The organism is Heyndrickxia faecalis (assembly GCF_040267745.1).
GTDB classification, from domain to species: Bacteria; Bacillota; Bacilli; order Bacillales; family Bacillaceae_C; genus Weizmannia; species Weizmannia faecalis.
The window spans coordinates 3194722-3211612 of sequence record NZ_CP158453.1 but is presented as its reverse complement, the minus strand read 5'-3'; the positions used below and the strand labels follow the sequence as shown (position 1 = coordinate 3211612).

General features: G+C 48.2%; 14 protein-coding genes and 1 riboswitch. Of the genes, 12 read left to right on the top strand and 2 right to left on the bottom strand.

Going from position 1 to position 16891, the window contains the following annotated elements; genetic code table 11:
- The first annotated feature begins 114 nt into the window (after nt 1-114).
- From ABR335_RS15335 to ABR335_RS15315, 5 genes are all read left to right on the top strand, one after another.
- Nucleotides 115-930, top strand: a complete 816-nt coding sequence (locus ABR335_RS15335) for a transporter substrate-binding domain-containing protein (RefSeq protein ID WP_014096261.1) — start codon at nt 115-117, stop codon at nt 928-930.
- A gap of 65 nt (nt 931-995) precedes the next feature.
- Complete coding sequence (locus ABR335_RS15330) at nt 996-1649, top strand: amino acid ABC transporter permease (protein ID WP_014096260.1); 654 nt, start codon at nt 996-998, stop codon at nt 1647-1649.
- A 25-nt stretch (nt 1650-1674) separates the two neighbouring features.
- Entirely contained in the window at nt 1675-2382 is a 708-nt protein-coding gene (locus ABR335_RS15325) for an amino acid ABC transporter permease (protein ID WP_014096259.1), read from the top strand.
- 174 nt (nt 2383-2556) lie between these two features.
- Entirely contained in the window at nt 2557-2958 is a 402-nt protein-coding gene (locus ABR335_RS15320; protein WP_017551743.1) for a GntR family transcriptional regulator, read from the top strand.
- Complete coding sequence (locus tag ABR335_RS15315; RefSeq protein WP_046722009.1) at nt 2946-4031, top strand: DUF1648 domain-containing protein; 1086 nt, start codon at nt 2946-2948, stop codon at nt 4029-4031. Before ABR335_RS15320 ends, ABR335_RS15315 begins: the two co-directional genes overlap by 13 nt.
- 43 nt (nt 4032-4074) lie before the next feature.
- Here the strand turns inward: ABR335_RS15315 and ABR335_RS15310 are convergent, their stop codons facing one another.
- Complete coding sequence (locus tag ABR335_RS15310; RefSeq protein WP_046722010.1) at nt 4075-4398, bottom strand: winged helix-turn-helix transcriptional regulator; 324 nt, start codon at nt 4396-4398, stop codon at nt 4075-4077.
- A 360-nt stretch (nt 4399-4758) separates the two neighbouring features.
- On the opposite strand from ABR335_RS15310, the gene ABR335_RS15305 reads away from it, so the two are divergent.
- The 7 genes from ABR335_RS15305 to metH all read left to right on the top strand — a co-directional run bounded on the left by ABR335_RS15305 (nt 4759) and on the right by metH (nt 15825).
- Complete coding sequence (locus ABR335_RS15305) at nt 4759-4941, top strand: hypothetical protein (protein ID WP_276210880.1); 183 nt, start codon at nt 4759-4761, stop codon at nt 4939-4941.
- 715 nt (nt 4942-5656) lie between these two features.
- Nucleotides 5657-6931 (top strand): VTT domain-containing protein, encoded by a 1275-nt coding sequence (locus ABR335_RS15300; protein ID WP_014096254.1) that lies wholly within the window; start codon nt 5657-5659, stop codon nt 6929-6931.
- 31 nt (nt 6932-6962) lie between these two features.
- Nucleotides 6963-7562 carry a DedA family protein gene (locus ABR335_RS15295; protein WP_014096253.1) on the top strand — a complete coding sequence of 200 codons (600 nt, stop codon included), beginning with the start codon at nt 6963-6965 and terminating at the stop codon, nt 7560-7562.
- 840 nt (nt 7563-8402) lie between these two features.
- Nucleotides 8403-9362, top strand: a complete 960-nt coding sequence (locus tag ABR335_RS15290) for an LCP family protein (RefSeq protein ID WP_017550886.1) — start codon at nt 8403-8405, stop codon at nt 9360-9362.
- A gap of 66 nt (nt 9363-9428) precedes the next feature.
- Nucleotides 9429-9848 carry a hypothetical protein gene (locus ABR335_RS15285; protein ID WP_350346364.1) on the top strand — a complete coding sequence of 140 codons (420 nt, stop codon included), beginning with the start codon at nt 9429-9431 and terminating at the stop codon, nt 9846-9848.
- Between the two features lie 248 nt (nt 9849-10096).
- Nucleotides 10097-10198, top strand: a riboswitch (SAM riboswitch).
- 67 nt (nt 10199-10265) lie between these two features.
- Nucleotides 10266-12101: a bifunctional homocysteine S-methyltransferase/methylenetetrahydrofolate reductase gene (locus ABR335_RS15280; RefSeq protein WP_350346363.1), complete on the top strand. Its 1836-nt coding sequence runs from the start codon at nt 10266-10268 to the stop codon at nt 12099-12101.
- A gap of 259 nt (nt 12102-12360) precedes the next feature.
- Nucleotides 12361-15825 (top strand): methionine synthase, encoded by a 3465-nt coding sequence (metH, locus tag ABR335_RS15275; protein WP_350346362.1) that lies wholly within the window; start codon nt 12361-12363, stop codon nt 15823-15825.
- 726 nt (nt 15826-16551) lie between these two features.
- On the opposite strand, the gene ABR335_RS15270 is transcribed toward metH, so the two are convergent.
- A complete protein-coding gene (locus ABR335_RS15270) occupies nt 16552-16737 on the bottom strand; it encodes a CsbD family protein (protein WP_017550938.1) in 186 nt (61 codons plus the stop codon).
- Between the last annotated feature and the right edge of the window lie 154 nt (nt 16738-16891).

Below are 16891 nucleotides of genomic sequence, written 5' to 3'. Positions count from 1 at the left end.
GCCCGCGGGAATACCGTGCTACTCAAAGCAGTACCAGCATAAAACATTTATCATTGGGGACTTCCGCAAAGCGCTTGCTTTCGCGGTGACCATAAATAAAAAAGGGGGATTCAAATGGGAAAGGTCAAAAAATGGTTAGCAGCAGGATTGGTTTTCATTTTGGCAGCAGCACTGGTTGCAGGCTGCGGCAAATCAAAATCGACAGGCGGATCCGGTTCTGCAAGCGATGATCCGATCAAAAAAATCGAAGACAGAGGGAAATTGGTCGTTGGAGTCAAATATGATACATATCTATTTGGCTACAAAGACCCTAAAACCGGAAATGTGGAAGGCTTTGATGTAGACATTGCCAAAGCGATTTCCAAGAAAATTTTCGGTGACAAAGTCAAAGTCGAACTGAAAGAAGTCACATCGAAAACCCGGATTCCAATGCTGCAAAACGGCGATGTTGACATGGTTGTCGCTACCATGACGATTTCGCCGGATCGTAAAAAAGTGGTCGACTTCTCGGATGTTTATTTTGACGCCGGCCAGTCGCTCCTTGTGAAAAAAGGAAGCAAGATTAAGAGCGTCAAAGACTTGACGAAAGGCACAAAAGTCTTGACGGTAAAAGGTGCGACATCTGGTGACAACGTCAGAAAAGCCGCTCCGGATACAACCGTGTTAGAGTATGAAAACTATCAAGAAGCATTCACGGCTTTAAAATCCGGCAAAGGCGATGCACTGACAACCGACAACTCGATTCTGTACGGCATGGCCGCCCAAGACTCGAACTACCAGGTTGTAGGTGGCACTTTCACGAAAGAACCGTACGGCATTGCCATGAAAAAAGGCAATACGAAACTCGTAAAAGCCGTCAACAAAGCTTTGAAAGAACTGAAAGACAGCGGGGAATACGACAAAATCAAAAACAAATGGATCAAAGAATAAGGATAAGGGGTGGGCAAAATCGCCCATCCCTTTCTCCTGATTAAACCGCAAAGGAGTGAAACAGCGTGCTTGATTTTTCCATCCTCACCGACAATATCGACTTATACATGAAAGGTTTTGTCAATACGATTAAAATCAGCATCATCGGCCTTGTCGCCAGTTTCATTCTCGGCAACCTCATTGCCGTGTTCAGGCTGGCCCCTGTGAAACTGCTGAATTTTATCGGCGCAGTCTACGTTGAAGTCATCCGCAATATTCCGTTAATCCTGACCGGTTTCTTTTTCTATAACGGGCTCAGCTATTTTCATATTAATTTAAGCGGCTTTATCGCGGGCACCATTGCGCTCTCCATTTACACCGCCGCTTTTATTGCGGAAGCCGTACGTGCCGGCATTCAATCGGTGGACAAAGGTCAGCTTGAAGCCGCACGGTCAACTGGTCTGACATATACCCAGGCGATGCGTTACGTCGTCCTTCCGCAGGCGATCAAAATCGTCATTCCGCCGATCGGCAACCAATTCCTGAACCTGGTCAAAAACTCTTCGATCCTCGGTGTTTTTGCGGGACTCGACCTCATGTACTACGCCGATCTCATTCATGAAAAAACATGGATCACTTTTGATACGTATATTTTCGTCGGCATGTTTTATCTCATTCTGACGATCCCGCTCAGCCTGCTTGTCAACTATCTTGAACGCCGGCTGGCCAGAAGCAGTTGAATCATATTTAAAGGAGGGAAATGCGATGGATTTTGCCGGAGCTTATTCAAGTGGAAACCTGGCGTATTTGCTGAAGGGTTTTGCGGTGACATTGGAAGTGGCTTTTGTTGCAATCGTGTTGAGTTTTCTCATCGGCTGTATTCTCGGCATCTTGCGTTACGCCAAAATTCCAATTTTATCGCCAATCGTGGCACTTGTTGTCGAAATCACCCGGAACTTGCCACTGATTTTGATTATTTTCTTTACATATTTTGCCTTGCCTGAAGTCGGCATGAAAATGAGCGTCACGGCAGCAGCCATTTCGGCGCTGACGGTGTTCGAATCCGCGATGATTGCTGAAATTGTGCGCGGCGGCCTGAACGCCATCCCGAAAGGCCAGATCGAAGCTGCCCGTTCATCCGGCTTGAAATATATCCAAACCTTGTGGTACATCATCCTGCCGCAAGCTTTGAAAAAAATGATCCCGCCGCTTGTGAGCCAGTTCATCTCGCTTTTAAAAGATACGTCGCTTGCGATCATCATTGCACTGCCGGAACTGTTACACAATGCAAAAGGGATTTACAACGGGGAAGGCGGATCAAAATACATCATCCCGATTCTGCTCATGGCAGCTTTCATGTATTTTGTTGTCAACTACTTGCTTTCGATTCTCGCGCGCCGGCTCGAAAAGCGCCTCGACCCGGACCGTTCCGCTGCCAAACAGCTTGTGAACACAACAGAAAATTTGCTCTAGGGGAACCTGTCCTGAGGTTCCTTTTTTTTGCGCAGCTTTTCTCATGATAGAGATGTTTGCGATTGCTGATTTTCATTCGCAAAGTTGCAAAATAAATCAAATCCCCATTGCTTTTTTGTGCTAATTGTTATACAATATATATAACAAATAACCCAAATAAAAGAGATGATGTTCATGCTCATGAAAATCGACCTTGAATCGAATGTCCCTATTTACCAACAGCTGCATAACAGCATCATTGAAGGCATTGCGTCAAAAGAGCTGGCACCGGGCGATTCACTTCCATCGGTAAGGGCGATGGCATCCGACCTCGGTGTCAACATGCACACGGTCAATAAAGCCTACCAAATCTTGAAGCAGGAAGGCTTTATCCAGATCCACCGGCAAAAAGGGGTTGTCATCCAGCCTGAACAGATGCCCCCGGCCGATGAACCGTATCTTGAAAGCCTTACGGGAAAACTGCGCCCGCTCATCAGTGAAGCGATCTGTCGCGGCCTGGACGAAAAGCAATTTTTAAAAATATGTGAAAAGCTATACAACGACATTCAAAAGGTGGGAGAACAATGGAAACCATAATGGTATTGATCTTTTTCGGTCTGGTTGCCGTCATGATGGCAATAACACCGTACATTACAAGGAGAACGGAAAGTTTTGGGGTCACCATCCCAGAGGCAGCCTACCTGGATCCTGAACTGAAAAAACTGAGGAAACAATACGCCGCAGTCATTATTGTCTTCAGCATCCTTCTGGCAGCCGCCCTGTTCATAGCTGTAAGCACAAGCCAGTTGCTTCAAACTGGTTTCGCTCTCGCAGTCCTTGTTGACATTGCCGGTAATTTTCTTATCTATCTTTATTTTCACCGAAAAATGAAGGCAATCAAGAAGACGCGGAACTGGGCAACTGGGAAAAAGCAGGCGATCATCGTCGACCCGAAATTCCGGAGCCAGAAACTCATTTTTTCCAACGCATGGTTTCTGATCCATGCAAGCGTGACAGCAGCCACTTTCCTGATGACATGGTTGTGCTACGGACGGATTCCGGACCGGATCGCCATGCATTATGATTTTAACGGTACACCGACAGACTGGGTGGAAAAATCGTACCGGACCGTGTTTGAACTGCCAACTGTCCAGCTGTTCTTGCTTATCCTGTTCATTTGGCTGAATACGATGATTGCAAGAAGCAAACAGCAGCTCAATGCCGAAAGACCGGAAGCCTCCCTCGAGCAAAATGTCCGTTTCCGGCGCAGATGGTCAGCATTTATGATCATTACAGGCTTGCTTATGATTTTACTATTTTTTGCCATTCAGCTTTCCTTTATTGTGCCGGTCCCGATTGCCTGGTTGTCGTACGGAGGCATGGGCGCGGTCCTGTTGATTGTGGCCGGGGCGGTTTTGCTCTCGGTTATCACCGGGCAGGGCGGCAGCCGCATCCGCGTAGGCAATGGTGCCGTTCAGGGCCGCTTCCAGTATGATGACGATGCGTATTGGAAACTCGGCGTTTTTTACTTCAATCGCAACGATCCTTCCTTATGGGTGGAAAAAAGGTTCGGGAGCGGCTGGACCCTTAACTTTGCGCACCCGGCAGGCTGGATTATCCTCGGGCTCATTATTCTGATTCCGCTTTTGCTTGGTGTTTTCTTTTCTTAAAAAACAAGGGGGCTGCTCCAAAGAATGGAAGCAACCCCTTTTATTATTCACTTTCAAGATCAACCCATTTGTCTGCCCAATTTTGCACTTCATCAAGGACCGGCTTGATCGCCTCGCCTTTTTCTGTCAACCGGTATTCGATCCGGACAGGGCTTTCCGGGTACACTTCCCGTACAAGAATGTCCTGGTCTTCCAGCTCCTTCAGCCGCTCCGAAAGCACCTTTTGGCTGATATGCGGGATAAGCTCCGCCATTTCGTTAAACCGCATCGGCCCATTAGAAAGGACACGGATAATCACGCCAACCCAGCGTTTTCCCAATAGCTGAAACGCCTTTTCGAAACGCGGACATAAACTTTGGTTTCCCATTTTTGTAACGCACCTTTCTTATCAACCCTGCATTCCGGGGCTATATCAACAAAACCCTTTTTAACCATTATACATGAATTGTGAACTTACTAAAAGTAACTAGCTAACAATCTCTGTCCAGGGGAACTGCTGTGCTTCGCTGAAAAAGCTGGCAAACCCGTGACAGAAATGGCCCTAAAAAATCCCCAAATAAAGACGAAAAAATGAAAATGAGAGGAAATGCACAGTGAAACGGTGCCACCCCCAAACAAAAAAAGTAAAATGAGAAATGTTCCAATGGGTCCCCGGTCGGGTAAAGTTCTTCCAATCCATTGAATTTTCATATAAAATAGAGGGAGTAAAGAAAGGGAGGTTTTTAAGGTGAAAAAATTACTTTTCTATACGGTAGTAGGCTTTGCCGGCTACCAATACTTCAAATCAAAAGAAAACCGTGAAAAAGCGGCAGATGCCTTGAACAAGTTTTATGGAAACGTGGAAAAATGGCTCTCAAATTTTCAGCAATCAAATCGCAGCGGAAACAGGCAATCCGGCACACAAGCCTAAAGGCAGACAGTGATTGGGCGTAGTTACCATTGCGATTCAGTCAGGCGAATGCTTGAAATGATCTCCCACCTGCTCTTTGGCCATGAGGATGGGAGACTTCTTTCATAAATCCGTTAAAATGGACTTGATCATTCACGCCCTCTTCTAATCCCCGTTCACCCACAACTGTAAAATTTTCCCTGGGCCATCACAACAGGGAAGTCGTGAACCTTCCAAATCTCAAATAAAATTTACAGGTGTAAAAACCATACGGAGACGGGTGAAGTATCATGGCCGAAAGCGGATAAAATAAATACTGAATCTTGATTGTTCCCTGGCAAAATACGGAAACCGAAACAATAAGCCTCATGTAAAAAACTCCCCAAAGCCTGGTGAATATATAAAATGAACCTAAATTTTTCGCGTTAAAATCAATTACGATGGCTACACATACAGAAGTAGGAATGTTTAGTTCAACTTATACAGCAGCCGAAAGCAGAAAACGTGATTCTTAACTTAACGAAAAACGGGTGCGGGAACACGCTGGGTCCGGGAAAGAAGCTGGTTTTAAACCTGGATGGTTCCCTGCAAAGTGCCTATCATAAAATTGACAAATATCAAGTTTTAACCTTTTTGACAAACCCATCCTCATGCCCGAAAATGGCTGTAAGAAGAGTGAACTTTATGCAAACAAAAGCGGTCGTTTTTATTGACGCCGTTTAAGAGAGGGATACAAATGTCAGTGACATCATACGTCGATCAATATGGATATATTGTGCTGCTTTTGGCACTTTTGCTCGAAATGATTGCAGTTCCGCTTCCAGGCGAAGTGCTGATGAGCTATGCCGGTTATATGGTGCACCAGGGGCAGCTCAACTGGATCTTGAGCATTCTCATTGCCGCCACCGGTACATCTGTCGGCATGACAACGGCCTATTTTATCGGGCAGCGGCTCGGCGGCCCGTTTTTACATAAATACGGCCATTTTATCCATCTCGGCCCGTCCCAGCTTGAAAAAACATCGCGCTGGTTTAATAAATATGGGAATAAATTGCTTATCGTCGCGTATTTTATACCAGGTGTCCGCCACATCACCGGCTATTTTTCCGGAATTACGAAACTGCCATTCCGGTCATTTGCCACTTTTGCCTATTCCGGCGCTTTGATTTGGACAAGCACGTTTATTTCCCTCGGGAAGCTGCTTGGCCCGCAGTGGGAGCAGTTTCACGAAGCGGTCAAAAAATATCTCGTCATAGGCGGTATTGTAAGCGCCGGTTTAATCATCGCGTATTATGTGTTCCGCTATTTCCATAAGCAGATTTTCTGGGCGATGATGGCGGTGCTCCGGCGCGTTTTCATGATTTTCCGCAGCCGGGTCCGCGCCGAGTTTGTGATCATCGGCACCACGCTGGTGACATTGTTTTTGATTGTGTTAATGATCACAATGATTCAAAACCTTTTCAGCGAAGATTTCAGTGACTTTAACGAGGTGACCTCTTTAATCGTATCGCTTTTGTTCAAACACCATTGGGCAGGCGTCATGAAAGGGATGCTGGCGCTCAGCTCGCGGCAGGCGCTCATTCTCGTCATGGTGTTGACGGTACTTTGGATCATTTGGAAAGGCAAAGACCGCACGCACGAGTTTTTGATTATGCTGCTCGTCACAATCGGCGGGGAACTGTATCAAAATGTGCTGCATGAAGTGTTCCACCGGATGTCGGAAACGGAAATTCCGACGTTTTCCCACTTTGTCTTCTCATTTCCGAGCGACCAGGCGATGATGATTCTGATCATTTACGGCTATTTTACATATCTCGTTGTCCGGCACGCTGAGATGTTTTGGGTCCATACGTTTATGGATGTACTTCTTTTAGCTGTTCTGTTGTTCGCAGCTGTCAGCCATATTTATTTCGGCCTTGAAATCCCGAGCAACATTGCGGGCGGTTACGTATTCGGCGGCGTCTGGCTTGGCTTAAATATTTTATTGCTGGAAATTTTCCGTATGATATGATGGATAAGAAAGCAAATGTTGGAGGGGAAACATGTTCTCAGACTTTGTCACACAAATTTTAACAGCACTCGCTGATCTGGGTTACTTCGGTGTTGCGATCGGGCTTGCGATTGAGATTATCCCGAGCGAGATTGTCCTTGCCTATGCCGGCTATTTAATTTCCCGGGGAGAGATCAATTATTTCGGCGCCATTGCAGCGGGCACACTTGGCATTTTGATTGCCCAACTGATTTTATACTGGATCGGTGCATACGGTGGGCGCCCGTTCTTGCTAAAGTACGGCAAATATTTGCTGATTCACGAAAGGCATCTCGATGTCGCGGAAGAATGGTTCAACAAGTACGGCGCCGGTGTTATTTTTACGGGCCGATTCATCCCGGTCATCCGCCAGGCCATTTCGATCCCGGCCGGCATTGCCAAAATGTCGTATTTCAAGTTCATTTTTTTCACGCTGCTTGCGACCATTCCGTGGGCGGTGCTGTTTATCTTTCTCGGTGAACGTCTCGCATCAAACTGGGCACAAATTGATGACGTCGCGGCTCCTTATGTCAAGCCGGTGACCATTATCGCGATCATTATCATTGTGCTTTATATCGCTTACTCGATGTACCGCAAGAAAAAAAAAGCCTGACCCTCTATTTAGGGGGCCGGGCTTTTTCCATAGATGAGGGAAGAATGGAAACAGTGCGGTTCGGATCCCAAGAACGGCTAACTCCCACTAAATCAAAGATACAGATTAGCTGCTATAATTGTTCAAAATCCTTAACCAAAAAAACCGCCTGCACAAAGCAGACGGCCAAAAAGGGGGTTAACATGGATGAAAAAGCAAGCCGGATTTTCATCTTGCCTGATTACAAGAAAAAGGATAACGCCGAAAGCTTAAAACAATCTTAACAGGCCGAAATTCCGAAAAGAGGCAGGCTTGCCCACTTTGCCCAGAAAAAAACCGCCTGCACAAAGCAGACGGCCAAAAAAGGGGGTTAACATGGATGAAAAAGCAAGCCGGATTTTCATCTTGCCTGATTACAAGAAAAAGGATAACGCCGAAAGCTTAAAACAACCTTAACAGGCCGAAATTCCGAAAAGAGGCAGGCTTGCCCACTATGCCCAGAAAAAAACCGCCTGCACAAGGGCGGCCTAAAAAAGGGGGCATATAAAAAAGTAGGTTGTAAGCTCTCTTGCAAAGAAAAAGATACCTGCCGAAACTTAATAAATGCTTAAGACCTCCACGTCTCCGGCCATAAAAAAACGCCTGCACAAAGCAGACGAACCAACAAAAGCTCTTACCTGATGACAAACATCAATATACCGCTGGAAAATAAAAAACGCCTTAACTTTGGATGAAAGTTATGTGAAATCCCCCACAAATTATGATCTCGACAAAAATAACAAAATTTCATCAAAATCTTCGTGACAAATTGCCGCTTTTAGATAATAATAATGAAGACAGACTACTAAAACGAGGGATTCTATGGAGTCAAGAGTAGCGAAAAAAAAGAAAAAACGGTCAAGAGTCCGCTGGCGCAGAGTGTTCCTTATGCTCTTTTTACTGCTCATCGTCGCCGGCGCGGGTTACACAGCCTATCAATACTACGCTGGCGTTCATCAGACAGACCCGAATGATGCCTTAAATATGGACAATCTGGAATTTAACGGTAAAAAGGATGCAAATGGCCGCACCAACATTCTCCTTCTTGGAATTGATCGGCGCGGGCAAGAAGATTCAAGAACCGATACCATCATGATTGCCCAATATGACCCGAAGAATAACCAGGTGAAGCTCATTTCGATTATGCGTGACATTTATGCCGAAATCCCGGGGTATAGAAACTATAAAATTAACACAGCCTATTATCTTGGCAATCTGAAGAATCAAAAAAAGGGTGTTGAATTGCTGCGTCAAACACTCAAAGCCAATTTTGACATTGATGTGCAATATTATGCACTTGTCGATTTCCAAGGCTTTGTTAAAATTGTCGATACCCTGGCGCCTCAAGGCATTGAAATGAACGTGGAACATAAAATGTCGGAAAACATTGGCTTGACGCTTTATCCTGGCAAACAGCTGATGCATGGGAAACAATTGCTCGCCTACGCACGATTCAGACATGACGCACAAGGCGACTTTGGCCGGGTTGCCCGCCAGCAAAAAGTGCTTAAAGCGCTCCAATCCGAAGTTTTCAGCGTGAACGGCATCGCCAAAGCACCGAAACTGCTCGGAACCATCCAGCCGTATATTGCCACCAACATGAGCAAAATGAACATTCTTGCACTCGCCAAAGACGCCGTCGGAGGCAACCTCAAGGTAAAAACAATGACCGTACCGGTTGCCGGCACCTATACCAATGTCAGCTATCCGGGCGTCGGCGCCGCACTCGAAGTGGACAAAGAAAAAAATATAGAAGCCATCAAACAGTTTTTGGATGAATAACAGGGGCCGGTTCCGGCTCTTTTTTTTGTAGCAGACAGAAAGCCGTACCGGGAGCAAATTGTCTTTTTGGAGAGCTCAAAAAGACAAAAGAGAGCCGTACCGGGAGCAAATTGTCCTTTTGGAGAGCTCAAAAAGACAAAAGAGAGCCGGACCAGGAGCAAATTGTCCTTTTGGAGAGCTCAAAAAGACAAAAGAGAGTCGGATCAGGGGCGAATTGTCCTTTTGGAGGGCTCAAAAAGACAAAAGAAAGCCGGACCAAGAGCAAATTGTCTTTTTGAAGGGTTCAAAAAGAAAAAAGAGAGCCGTACCGGGAGCAAATTGTCTTTTTGGAGAGCTCAAAAAGACAAAAGAAAGCCGGACCAAGAGCAAATTGTCCTTTTGGAGAGCTCAAAAAGACAAAAGAAAGCCGGACCAAGAGCAAATTGTCTCTTTGGAGGGTTCAAAAAGACAAAAGAAAGCCGGACCAAGAGCAAATTGTCCTTTTGAAGGGCTCAAAAAGACAAAAGAAAGCCGGACCAGGAGCAAATTGTCCTTTTGAAGGGTTCAAAAAGACAAAAGAAAACCGTACCAGGAGCCAATTGTCCTTTTGGAAGGCTCAAAAAGACAAAAGAAAGCCAATTAGACAATAGGGGCGAAACCGCATCCAATATGAATTTCAATTTCCCCCTTGTCATGTCACCCGACAAAGTGTAAAGTATAAATAAGTCAAAATTTTAAGTACGTTCAATCGAATAGCCTTATCAAGAGAGGCGGAGGGACTTGGCCCGATGAAACCTCAGCAACCAGCCCATACGGCCCGGTGCTAAATCCAACAGGTATACCTGAAAAGATAAGGAGCATGTTATCATCTTGCCTCCTTTTCCGGGAGGCTTTTTTCATATCATTCAAAGGGAGTGTAAAAATTTGGACCTTCTCGAAACGTTAAAAAACCGCATCCTTGTTGCGGACGGGGCAATGGGGACACTGCTGTATGCATACGGCGCCGACACATGCTATGAGTCATTCAACCTGACCCACCCGGAAGACATCCACGCGATCCACCGCGCCTATATCGAAGCAGGTGCATCGGTCATCCAGACAAACACATACAGCGCCAACTATATCAAGCTTGCACAGTATGGCCTGGAAGAAAAAGTAAAAGACATCAACAAAGCGGCCGTCCGGATTGCAAAAGAAGCGGCAAACCGTGACACATTTATACTCGGCACAGTCGGCGGTATCCGCGGCCAGCGCAAAACCGAAGCAACACTTGCCGAAATCAAGCGTACGTTCCGCGAGCAGATTTTTCACCTCCTGGACGAAGGAGTTGATGCCCTGCTTTTGGAAACGTATTTTGACGCGGAAGAACTGTATACGGTCGTTGACATTGCGAAAAAAGAAGCGGATGTCCCGGTCATCGCCCAGTTCTCGCTTATCGAACCGGGCGTGCTCCAAAACGGAACCCCGGTCCGTGATGCATTCAAGGAACTTGAAAACCGCGGCGCCGATGTGACCGGCCTGAACTGCCGGCTCGGCCCGCACCACATGATCCAGGCGTTCGAAGAAATCCCGATACCGAAGCGTGCCTTTTTGTCCGCATACCCGAATGCAAGTCTTTTAGATTACGAGGAAGGCCGGTTCACATTTACGAATAACGCCGATTATTTTAAAACATGCGCCGAAAAACTTGTCGAACAGGGTGTGCGCCTGATCGGCGGCTGCTGCGGCACAACGCCGGCCCACATCAAAGCAATCGCAGAAGGGGTGCAGGGGCTTTTGCCTGTCACAGAAAAAACGGTCCGCCCGCCGAAAATCGAAATCGCAGCCGCTCCGGCGCAGTACGAACCGCCGTTGCATGAAATTGTAAAAAAACGCCGCTCCGTCATTGTCGAATTGGACACACCGAAAACGCTGAACACGGCCCGCTTTTTCGAAGGGGCAAAAGCGCTGCAGGCATCCGGCATTGATGCCCTCACAATGGCCGACAATTCGCTTGCGAGCCCGCGCATCAGTAACACAGCGATTGCCGCGATTTTAAAAGAGAAACATGGCATCCGGCCGCTCGTTCACATTACATGCCGTGATCGTAATTTGATCGGGCTGCAGTCGCATTTGATGGGCCTTGCCGCGCTCGGGATCGATCAGGTGCTTGCCATCACGGGGGATCCGACGAAAATCGGCGACTTCCCGGGAGCCACGAGCGTATACGATTTGTCATCCATGGAACTGATCGCAATGATCAAGCAATTCAACGATGGCATTTCCCATTCCGGCAAATCGCTTCAGCGGAAAACGAATTTTTCCGTCGCGGCTGCATTTAACCCGAACGTCCGCAATCTCGATAAAACGGTCGGGAGGTTGGAACGCAAAATCCGCCACGGTGCCGATTATTTTATCACCCAGCCTGTGTTCAGCACGGAAAAAATCGAGCAAATCCATGAAGCAACGAAGCATTTGGACGCGCCCATCTATCTTGGCATTATGCCGCTTACCAGCTACCGGAACGCGGTCTTTCTGCACAATGAAGTGCCGGGCATCAAACTGACGGATGAAATTTTGGCGGCGATGGAAAAAACAAATGGCGACCCTGCAAAAGCGCGTGAAGAAATCCTTGCGATCAGCCGTACCCTGATCGACGCGGCCCTCGGCTATTTCAACGGCATTTACCTGATTACGCCGCTCGAACGCTACGAACTGACGGTGGAATGCACGCGCTATATCCACGAAAAAACAGCAGTGCAAGGCGCAGGCATTGTCTGAGACTGCAACGAAAAAAGTACAGGCGGATTCATTAAAGTGAAACTTTGATAGCACTGTCCAATTGCAAGATTAAGAAAAGAGCTCAAGAAGGCAAAACGAAACCTTGGCCGGCTTCAGCCCCGGCGAGATGCATGCACTTTAAACTCAATCAAAAGTGGCACCGGCGCCGCCAGCATCGGAACGCGACCCAGCCAGGTACCAAATGTTACCGTACGTCGCAATCTCAATATCAAACGTACAACCAAAGGGGGAATTTTTCATGGGGCAAACGTTATTTGAACAGCAGCTTGCAAACCGCATTCTCATCCTTGACGGGGCGATGGGGACGATGATCCAGCAGCAACACCTTACCGCGGCGGATTTTGGCGGCGAAGCATACGAAGGCTGCAATGAATACTTGAATCTCACAGCGCCCGATATCATCCGCTCGATCCATGAAGCATATCTCGAGGCGGGGGCCGATATCATCGAAACTAATACCTTTGGCGCAACGTCCATCGTTCTTAACGAGTACGGCCTCGGGCACCTTGCTGAAAAAATCAACATCGAAGCCGCGCGCATCGCCAAGCAGGCTGCCGAAAAATATTCCACACCCGGCCGGCTGCGGTTTGTCGCTGGTTCGATGGGTCCGACAACAAAGACGCTCTCCGTCACAGGCGGCACCACTTTTGACGCGCTCAAAACCGCTTACCAGGAACAGGCTTGCGGGCTCATAAAAGGCGGCGCCGACGTGCTTCTCCTCGAAACATCGCAGGACTTGCTGAACGTCAAAGCCGCTTTTCTTGGCATTACGGATGCATTCAACGAAACCGGAAAAAAACTGCCGCTTCTCATCTCCGGCACCATCGAACCGATGGGCACAACGCTTGCTGGTCAGAACATTGAAGCATTTTACATTTCCGTCGAGCATATGCAGCCGGCCGCAGTCGGGCTTAACTGCGCGACCGGCCCGGAGTTCATGGCCGACTCGATCCGCACACTCGCGGGGCTCGCCAAAACGGCAGTGAGCTGCTACCCGAACGCCGGGCTTCCCGACGAAGAAGGGCATTACCACGAAACACCGGAATCGCTCGCTGTCAAAATGAAAGGCTTCGCCGAAAAAGGCTGGCTCAACATCGCAGGCGGCTGCTGCGGCACAACACCTGCCCATATCAAAGCACTGAATGAAGCACTTGCCGGGCTCCCGCCGCGCCAGCCTGCAAAACAAGAGCACCACGCCGTCTCCGGCATCGAACCCTTTATTTACGATGACCCGTCCACCCGCCCGCTTTTTGTCGGCGAACGCACAAACGTCATCGGTTCGCGCAAGTTCCGGCGCCTGATCGCGGAAGGCAAATGGGAAGAAGCGAGCGAAATTGCCCGCACCCAGGTTAAAAACGGCGCACAGATCATCGACATCTGCCTCGCCGACCCGGACCGCGACGAAATCAGTGACATGGAAAACTTTATTTCGATCGCCGTAAAAAAAGTGAAAGTACCGTTTATGATCGATTCCACGGACGAAAACGTGATCGAAAAAGCTTTTACATACTGCCAGGGAAAAAGCATTGTCAATTCCATTAACCTTGAAAACGGGACGGAACGGTTTGAAAAAGTCGTGCCGCTCCTCAAAAAATACGGGGGCGCCGTTGTCGTCGGCACGATCGATGAAGAGGGGATGGCTGTCACTGCCGACCGAAAACTTGAGATTGCGCGCCGCTCTTATGATCTGCTCGTCGATATGTACGGGCTCAACCCGCGTGATCTTATTTTTGACCCGCTCGTGTTCCCGGCCGGCACTGGCGACAAGCAGTATTTTGGCGCAGCAAAAGAAACAGTCGAAGGCATCCGCCTCATCAAAGAAGCAATGCCGGAATGCCAGACGATCCTCGGCGTCAGCAATGTTTCATTCGGGCTGCCACCTGCCGGGCGTGAAGTGCTAAACTCAGTGTTTCTCTACCACTGTACGAAAGCCGGGCTGGATTACGCCATCGTGAACACAGAAAAACTCGAACGCTTTGCGTCCATCCCGGAAGAGAACGTGAAAATGGCCGAAAAACTGTTGTTTGAAACGAGTGACGAAGCCCTCGCCGCGTTCACCGAATATTACCGCGGCAAAGTGCAGGAGAAAAAAGCGCCAAAGAGCACGATGACGCTTGCCGAACGGCTTGCGAATTATGTTGTCGAAGGGACGAAAGAAGGCCTCATCCCGGATCTTGAACAGGCTTTGAAGGAATACCCGGATCCGCTCGCCATTATCAACGGCCCGCTTATGGACGGGATGGCGGAAGTCGGTCGCCTGTTTAACGACAACCAGCTCATTGTCGCAGAAGTCTTGCAGAGTGCGGAAGTGATGAAAGCATCCGTCGCATTCCTTGAGCCTTTTATGGAAAAAAATGAAACAAGCACAAAAGGGAAAGTGCTGCTCGCAACCGTGAAAGGCGACGTCCATGATATCGGCAAAAATCTGGTCGACATCATTTTGTCGAATAATGGCTATAAAGTGGTCGACCTTGGCATCAAAGTGGCGCCGGCTGATCTTATCCATGCCGTCCGTAAAGAGAAACCGGATGTAATCGGACTATCCGGCCTCCTTGTCAAATCCGCCCAGCAAATGGTCGTCACTGCCCAGGATTTGCGGGAAGCGGGCATCCGCCAGCCGATACTGGTCGGCGGTGCAGCCCTGTCGCGGAAATTCACGGCAAATAAAATCGCTCCGCAATATGAAGGGCTTGTGCTGTATGCAAAAGACGCAATGGAGGGCCTCACGCTTGCGAACAAATTGCAGGATGAATCGGAACGCAGCTCGCTCGAAACGGAACTTGCCAACCAGCGCAGCGGCGGGACAAGGGTGGCGGCCGTGAATGCCGGCGGAGCACCGGTTGCGACTTTACCGCGCCGTTCTTCGGTATCCCCGGATGCGCTCGTTTACCAGCCGGCGGATTTGAAGCGGCATGTGCTGCGCAATTATCCGCTTGCCCATATCGAGCCCTACGTGAACATGCAAATGCTCCTCGGCCACCATTTAGGATTGAAAGGCCGCGTCGAAAAGCTGCTTGCGGAGGGAGACGAACGCGCCCTCAAGTTGAAACAGCAGGTGGATGAACTGCGCGAATGGGTGATGAAAGAAAAATTGCTTCAGCCATCCGCTGTATACCAGTTTTTCCCTGCCCAATCGGATGGTAATGATTTGATTCTTTACGAACCGGCTGGAGAGCCTGGTACATTAGATCCGAAATCTTTATCCGTCCTAGAGCGGTTCACGTTCCCACGCCAGGCAAAGCCGCCGTATTTGTGCCTTGCCGATTATGTCCGGAGCGTGGACAGCGGGGTTGTGGATTACGTCTGCATGTTTGCGGTCGTCGCCGGCAAAAACATCCGCCATCATGCACGCTATTTGAAAGAAGCGGGCGAATATTTCAAAAGCCATGCCCTCCAGGCGCTTGCTCTCGAAACGGCAGAAGGCTTTGCCGAGCGACTGCACGAACTGTTGCGCAGCCAATGGGGCTTCCCGGACCCGGCTGATTTCACAATGCAGCAGCGCTTTGCCGCCAAATACCAGGGCCAGCGCTACTCTTTTGGCTACCCGGCCTGCCCGAACCTCGAAGACCAGGCCAAACTGTTTAAATTGTTGCAACCGCAAAAAATCGGCCTCCACTTGACCGAAGGCTACATGATGGAACCCGAAGCCGCCGTCACCGCGCTTGTATTCTCCCATCCTGAGGCAAGATATTTTGCGGTATAACTCCCGAAGCGGGCCCTGGCCCGCTTCGGTTTTTTAAACCATTTACGACTTTTTCAGAGTCCAGTGCCATGTTGCTTTTTACAAAAAACCAAATGATTCGACAAAATCTGCGCTAACCCGATTTTTCTGTTCCGCCCTCAATGTTCCACGGGAAACATTCCACTGAAAACTGTGCATGTTGAACAGGATTTTCTGAACAAATTCCACTTGCCAGCAAGCCCTTCTTCGATATGATAGAAGAATAGACGTACGAACATGCTTGACCCGCTTTCTTTCTATATAAAATAACGCCATGCTTTCACCTACCACGTTCCCTGTGGCATTGAACGTCTACGCTAAATCAACGCCGGCTGAATAAAACCTGTACATCTCAAATTCGGCCAGTGCTGTCATCATCCTTGCATAACTTAACATTCCCAATGGCTGCGAATATTGACGTTTTTGGTGGCATGACAAGATGACAAGATACGATTCATCTCGACAAAACCAGCAATATTTCCACGGAAATACCCATATAAAAAAGCCCGAATACCGAAATCCGGGCTTTACATCCATCTATCTAAAAATGTGCGGCGACTGCGGCTAATTTTCATTCTTCCACTCATGCCGTATCCTTTACGGCATGAGTGGAAAATCCGCATTGAGCCGTTTCGTTCTTTTCTGTTCTTAGCCAATGAAAGTCCAAAAGCTCCATTGCTTTCTAGCAACTTACCAAATGCAAATGGCTTACTTACGGGAGAGGCGGTCTTTTGCACTACCGACCGAGTCCTGGGCCTCGCCTTTCAATTTGTCCATTTTGCCTTCAGCTTGTTTTTCCGCATCGCCGGTGATTTCACCCCACGTATCTTTTGCTTCGCCTTTCAATTTGTTCCCTTTTCCTTTGAGCTTGTCCTTCGTGGAGTCTTGATCCATTTTCATTCCTCCCATTCATATTGTTCATCTTTCCTATTCCCTGATCACAGGCCGATAAACGAAAAATGCAAAAGAAATAAATGGACAGGCTAGTTATCCGACCGGCGCAGATCATTTGCGCAAAATTTGACCTATCACGTCCAAAAGCAAAAAA

What these genes read in the sequence shown, in the direction of transcription:
- ABR335_RS15300 (WP_014096254.1), top strand. Translation starts at nt 5,657, where the DNA reads ATGTCAGTGACATCATACGTCGATCAATATGGATATATTGTGCTGCTT.
- ABR335_RS15270 (WP_017550938.1), bottom strand. Translation starts at nt 16,737, where the DNA reads ATGGATCAAGACTCCACGAAGGACAAGCTCAAAGGAAAAGGGAACAAA.
- ABR335_RS15290 (WP_017550886.1), top strand. Translation starts at nt 8,403, where the DNA reads ATGGAGTCAAGAGTAGCGAAAAAAAAGAAAAAACGGTCAAGAGTCCGC.
- ABR335_RS15320 (WP_017551743.1), top strand. Translation starts at nt 2,557, where the DNA reads ATGCTCATGAAAATCGACCTTGAATCGAATGTCCCTATTTACCAACAG.
- ABR335_RS15315 (WP_046722009.1), top strand. Translation starts at nt 2,946, where the DNA reads ATGGAAACCATAATGGTATTGATCTTTTTCGGTCTGGTTGCCGTCATG.
- ABR335_RS15295 (WP_014096253.1), top strand. Translation starts at nt 6,963, where the DNA reads ATGTTCTCAGACTTTGTCACACAAATTTTAACAGCACTCGCTGATCTG.
- ABR335_RS15335 (WP_014096261.1), top strand. Translation starts at nt 115, where the DNA reads ATGGGAAAGGTCAAAAAATGGTTAGCAGCAGGATTGGTTTTCATTTTG.
- ABR335_RS15310 (WP_046722010.1), bottom strand. Translation starts at nt 4,398, where the DNA reads ATGGGAAACCAAAGTTTATGTCCGCGTTTCGAAAAGGCGTTTCAGCTA.
- ABR335_RS15325 (WP_014096259.1), top strand. Translation starts at nt 1,675, where the DNA reads ATGGATTTTGCCGGAGCTTATTCAAGTGGAAACCTGGCGTATTTGCTG.
- metH (WP_350346362.1), top strand. Translation starts at nt 12,361, where the DNA reads ATGGGGCAAACGTTATTTGAACAGCAGCTTGCAAACCGCATTCTCATC.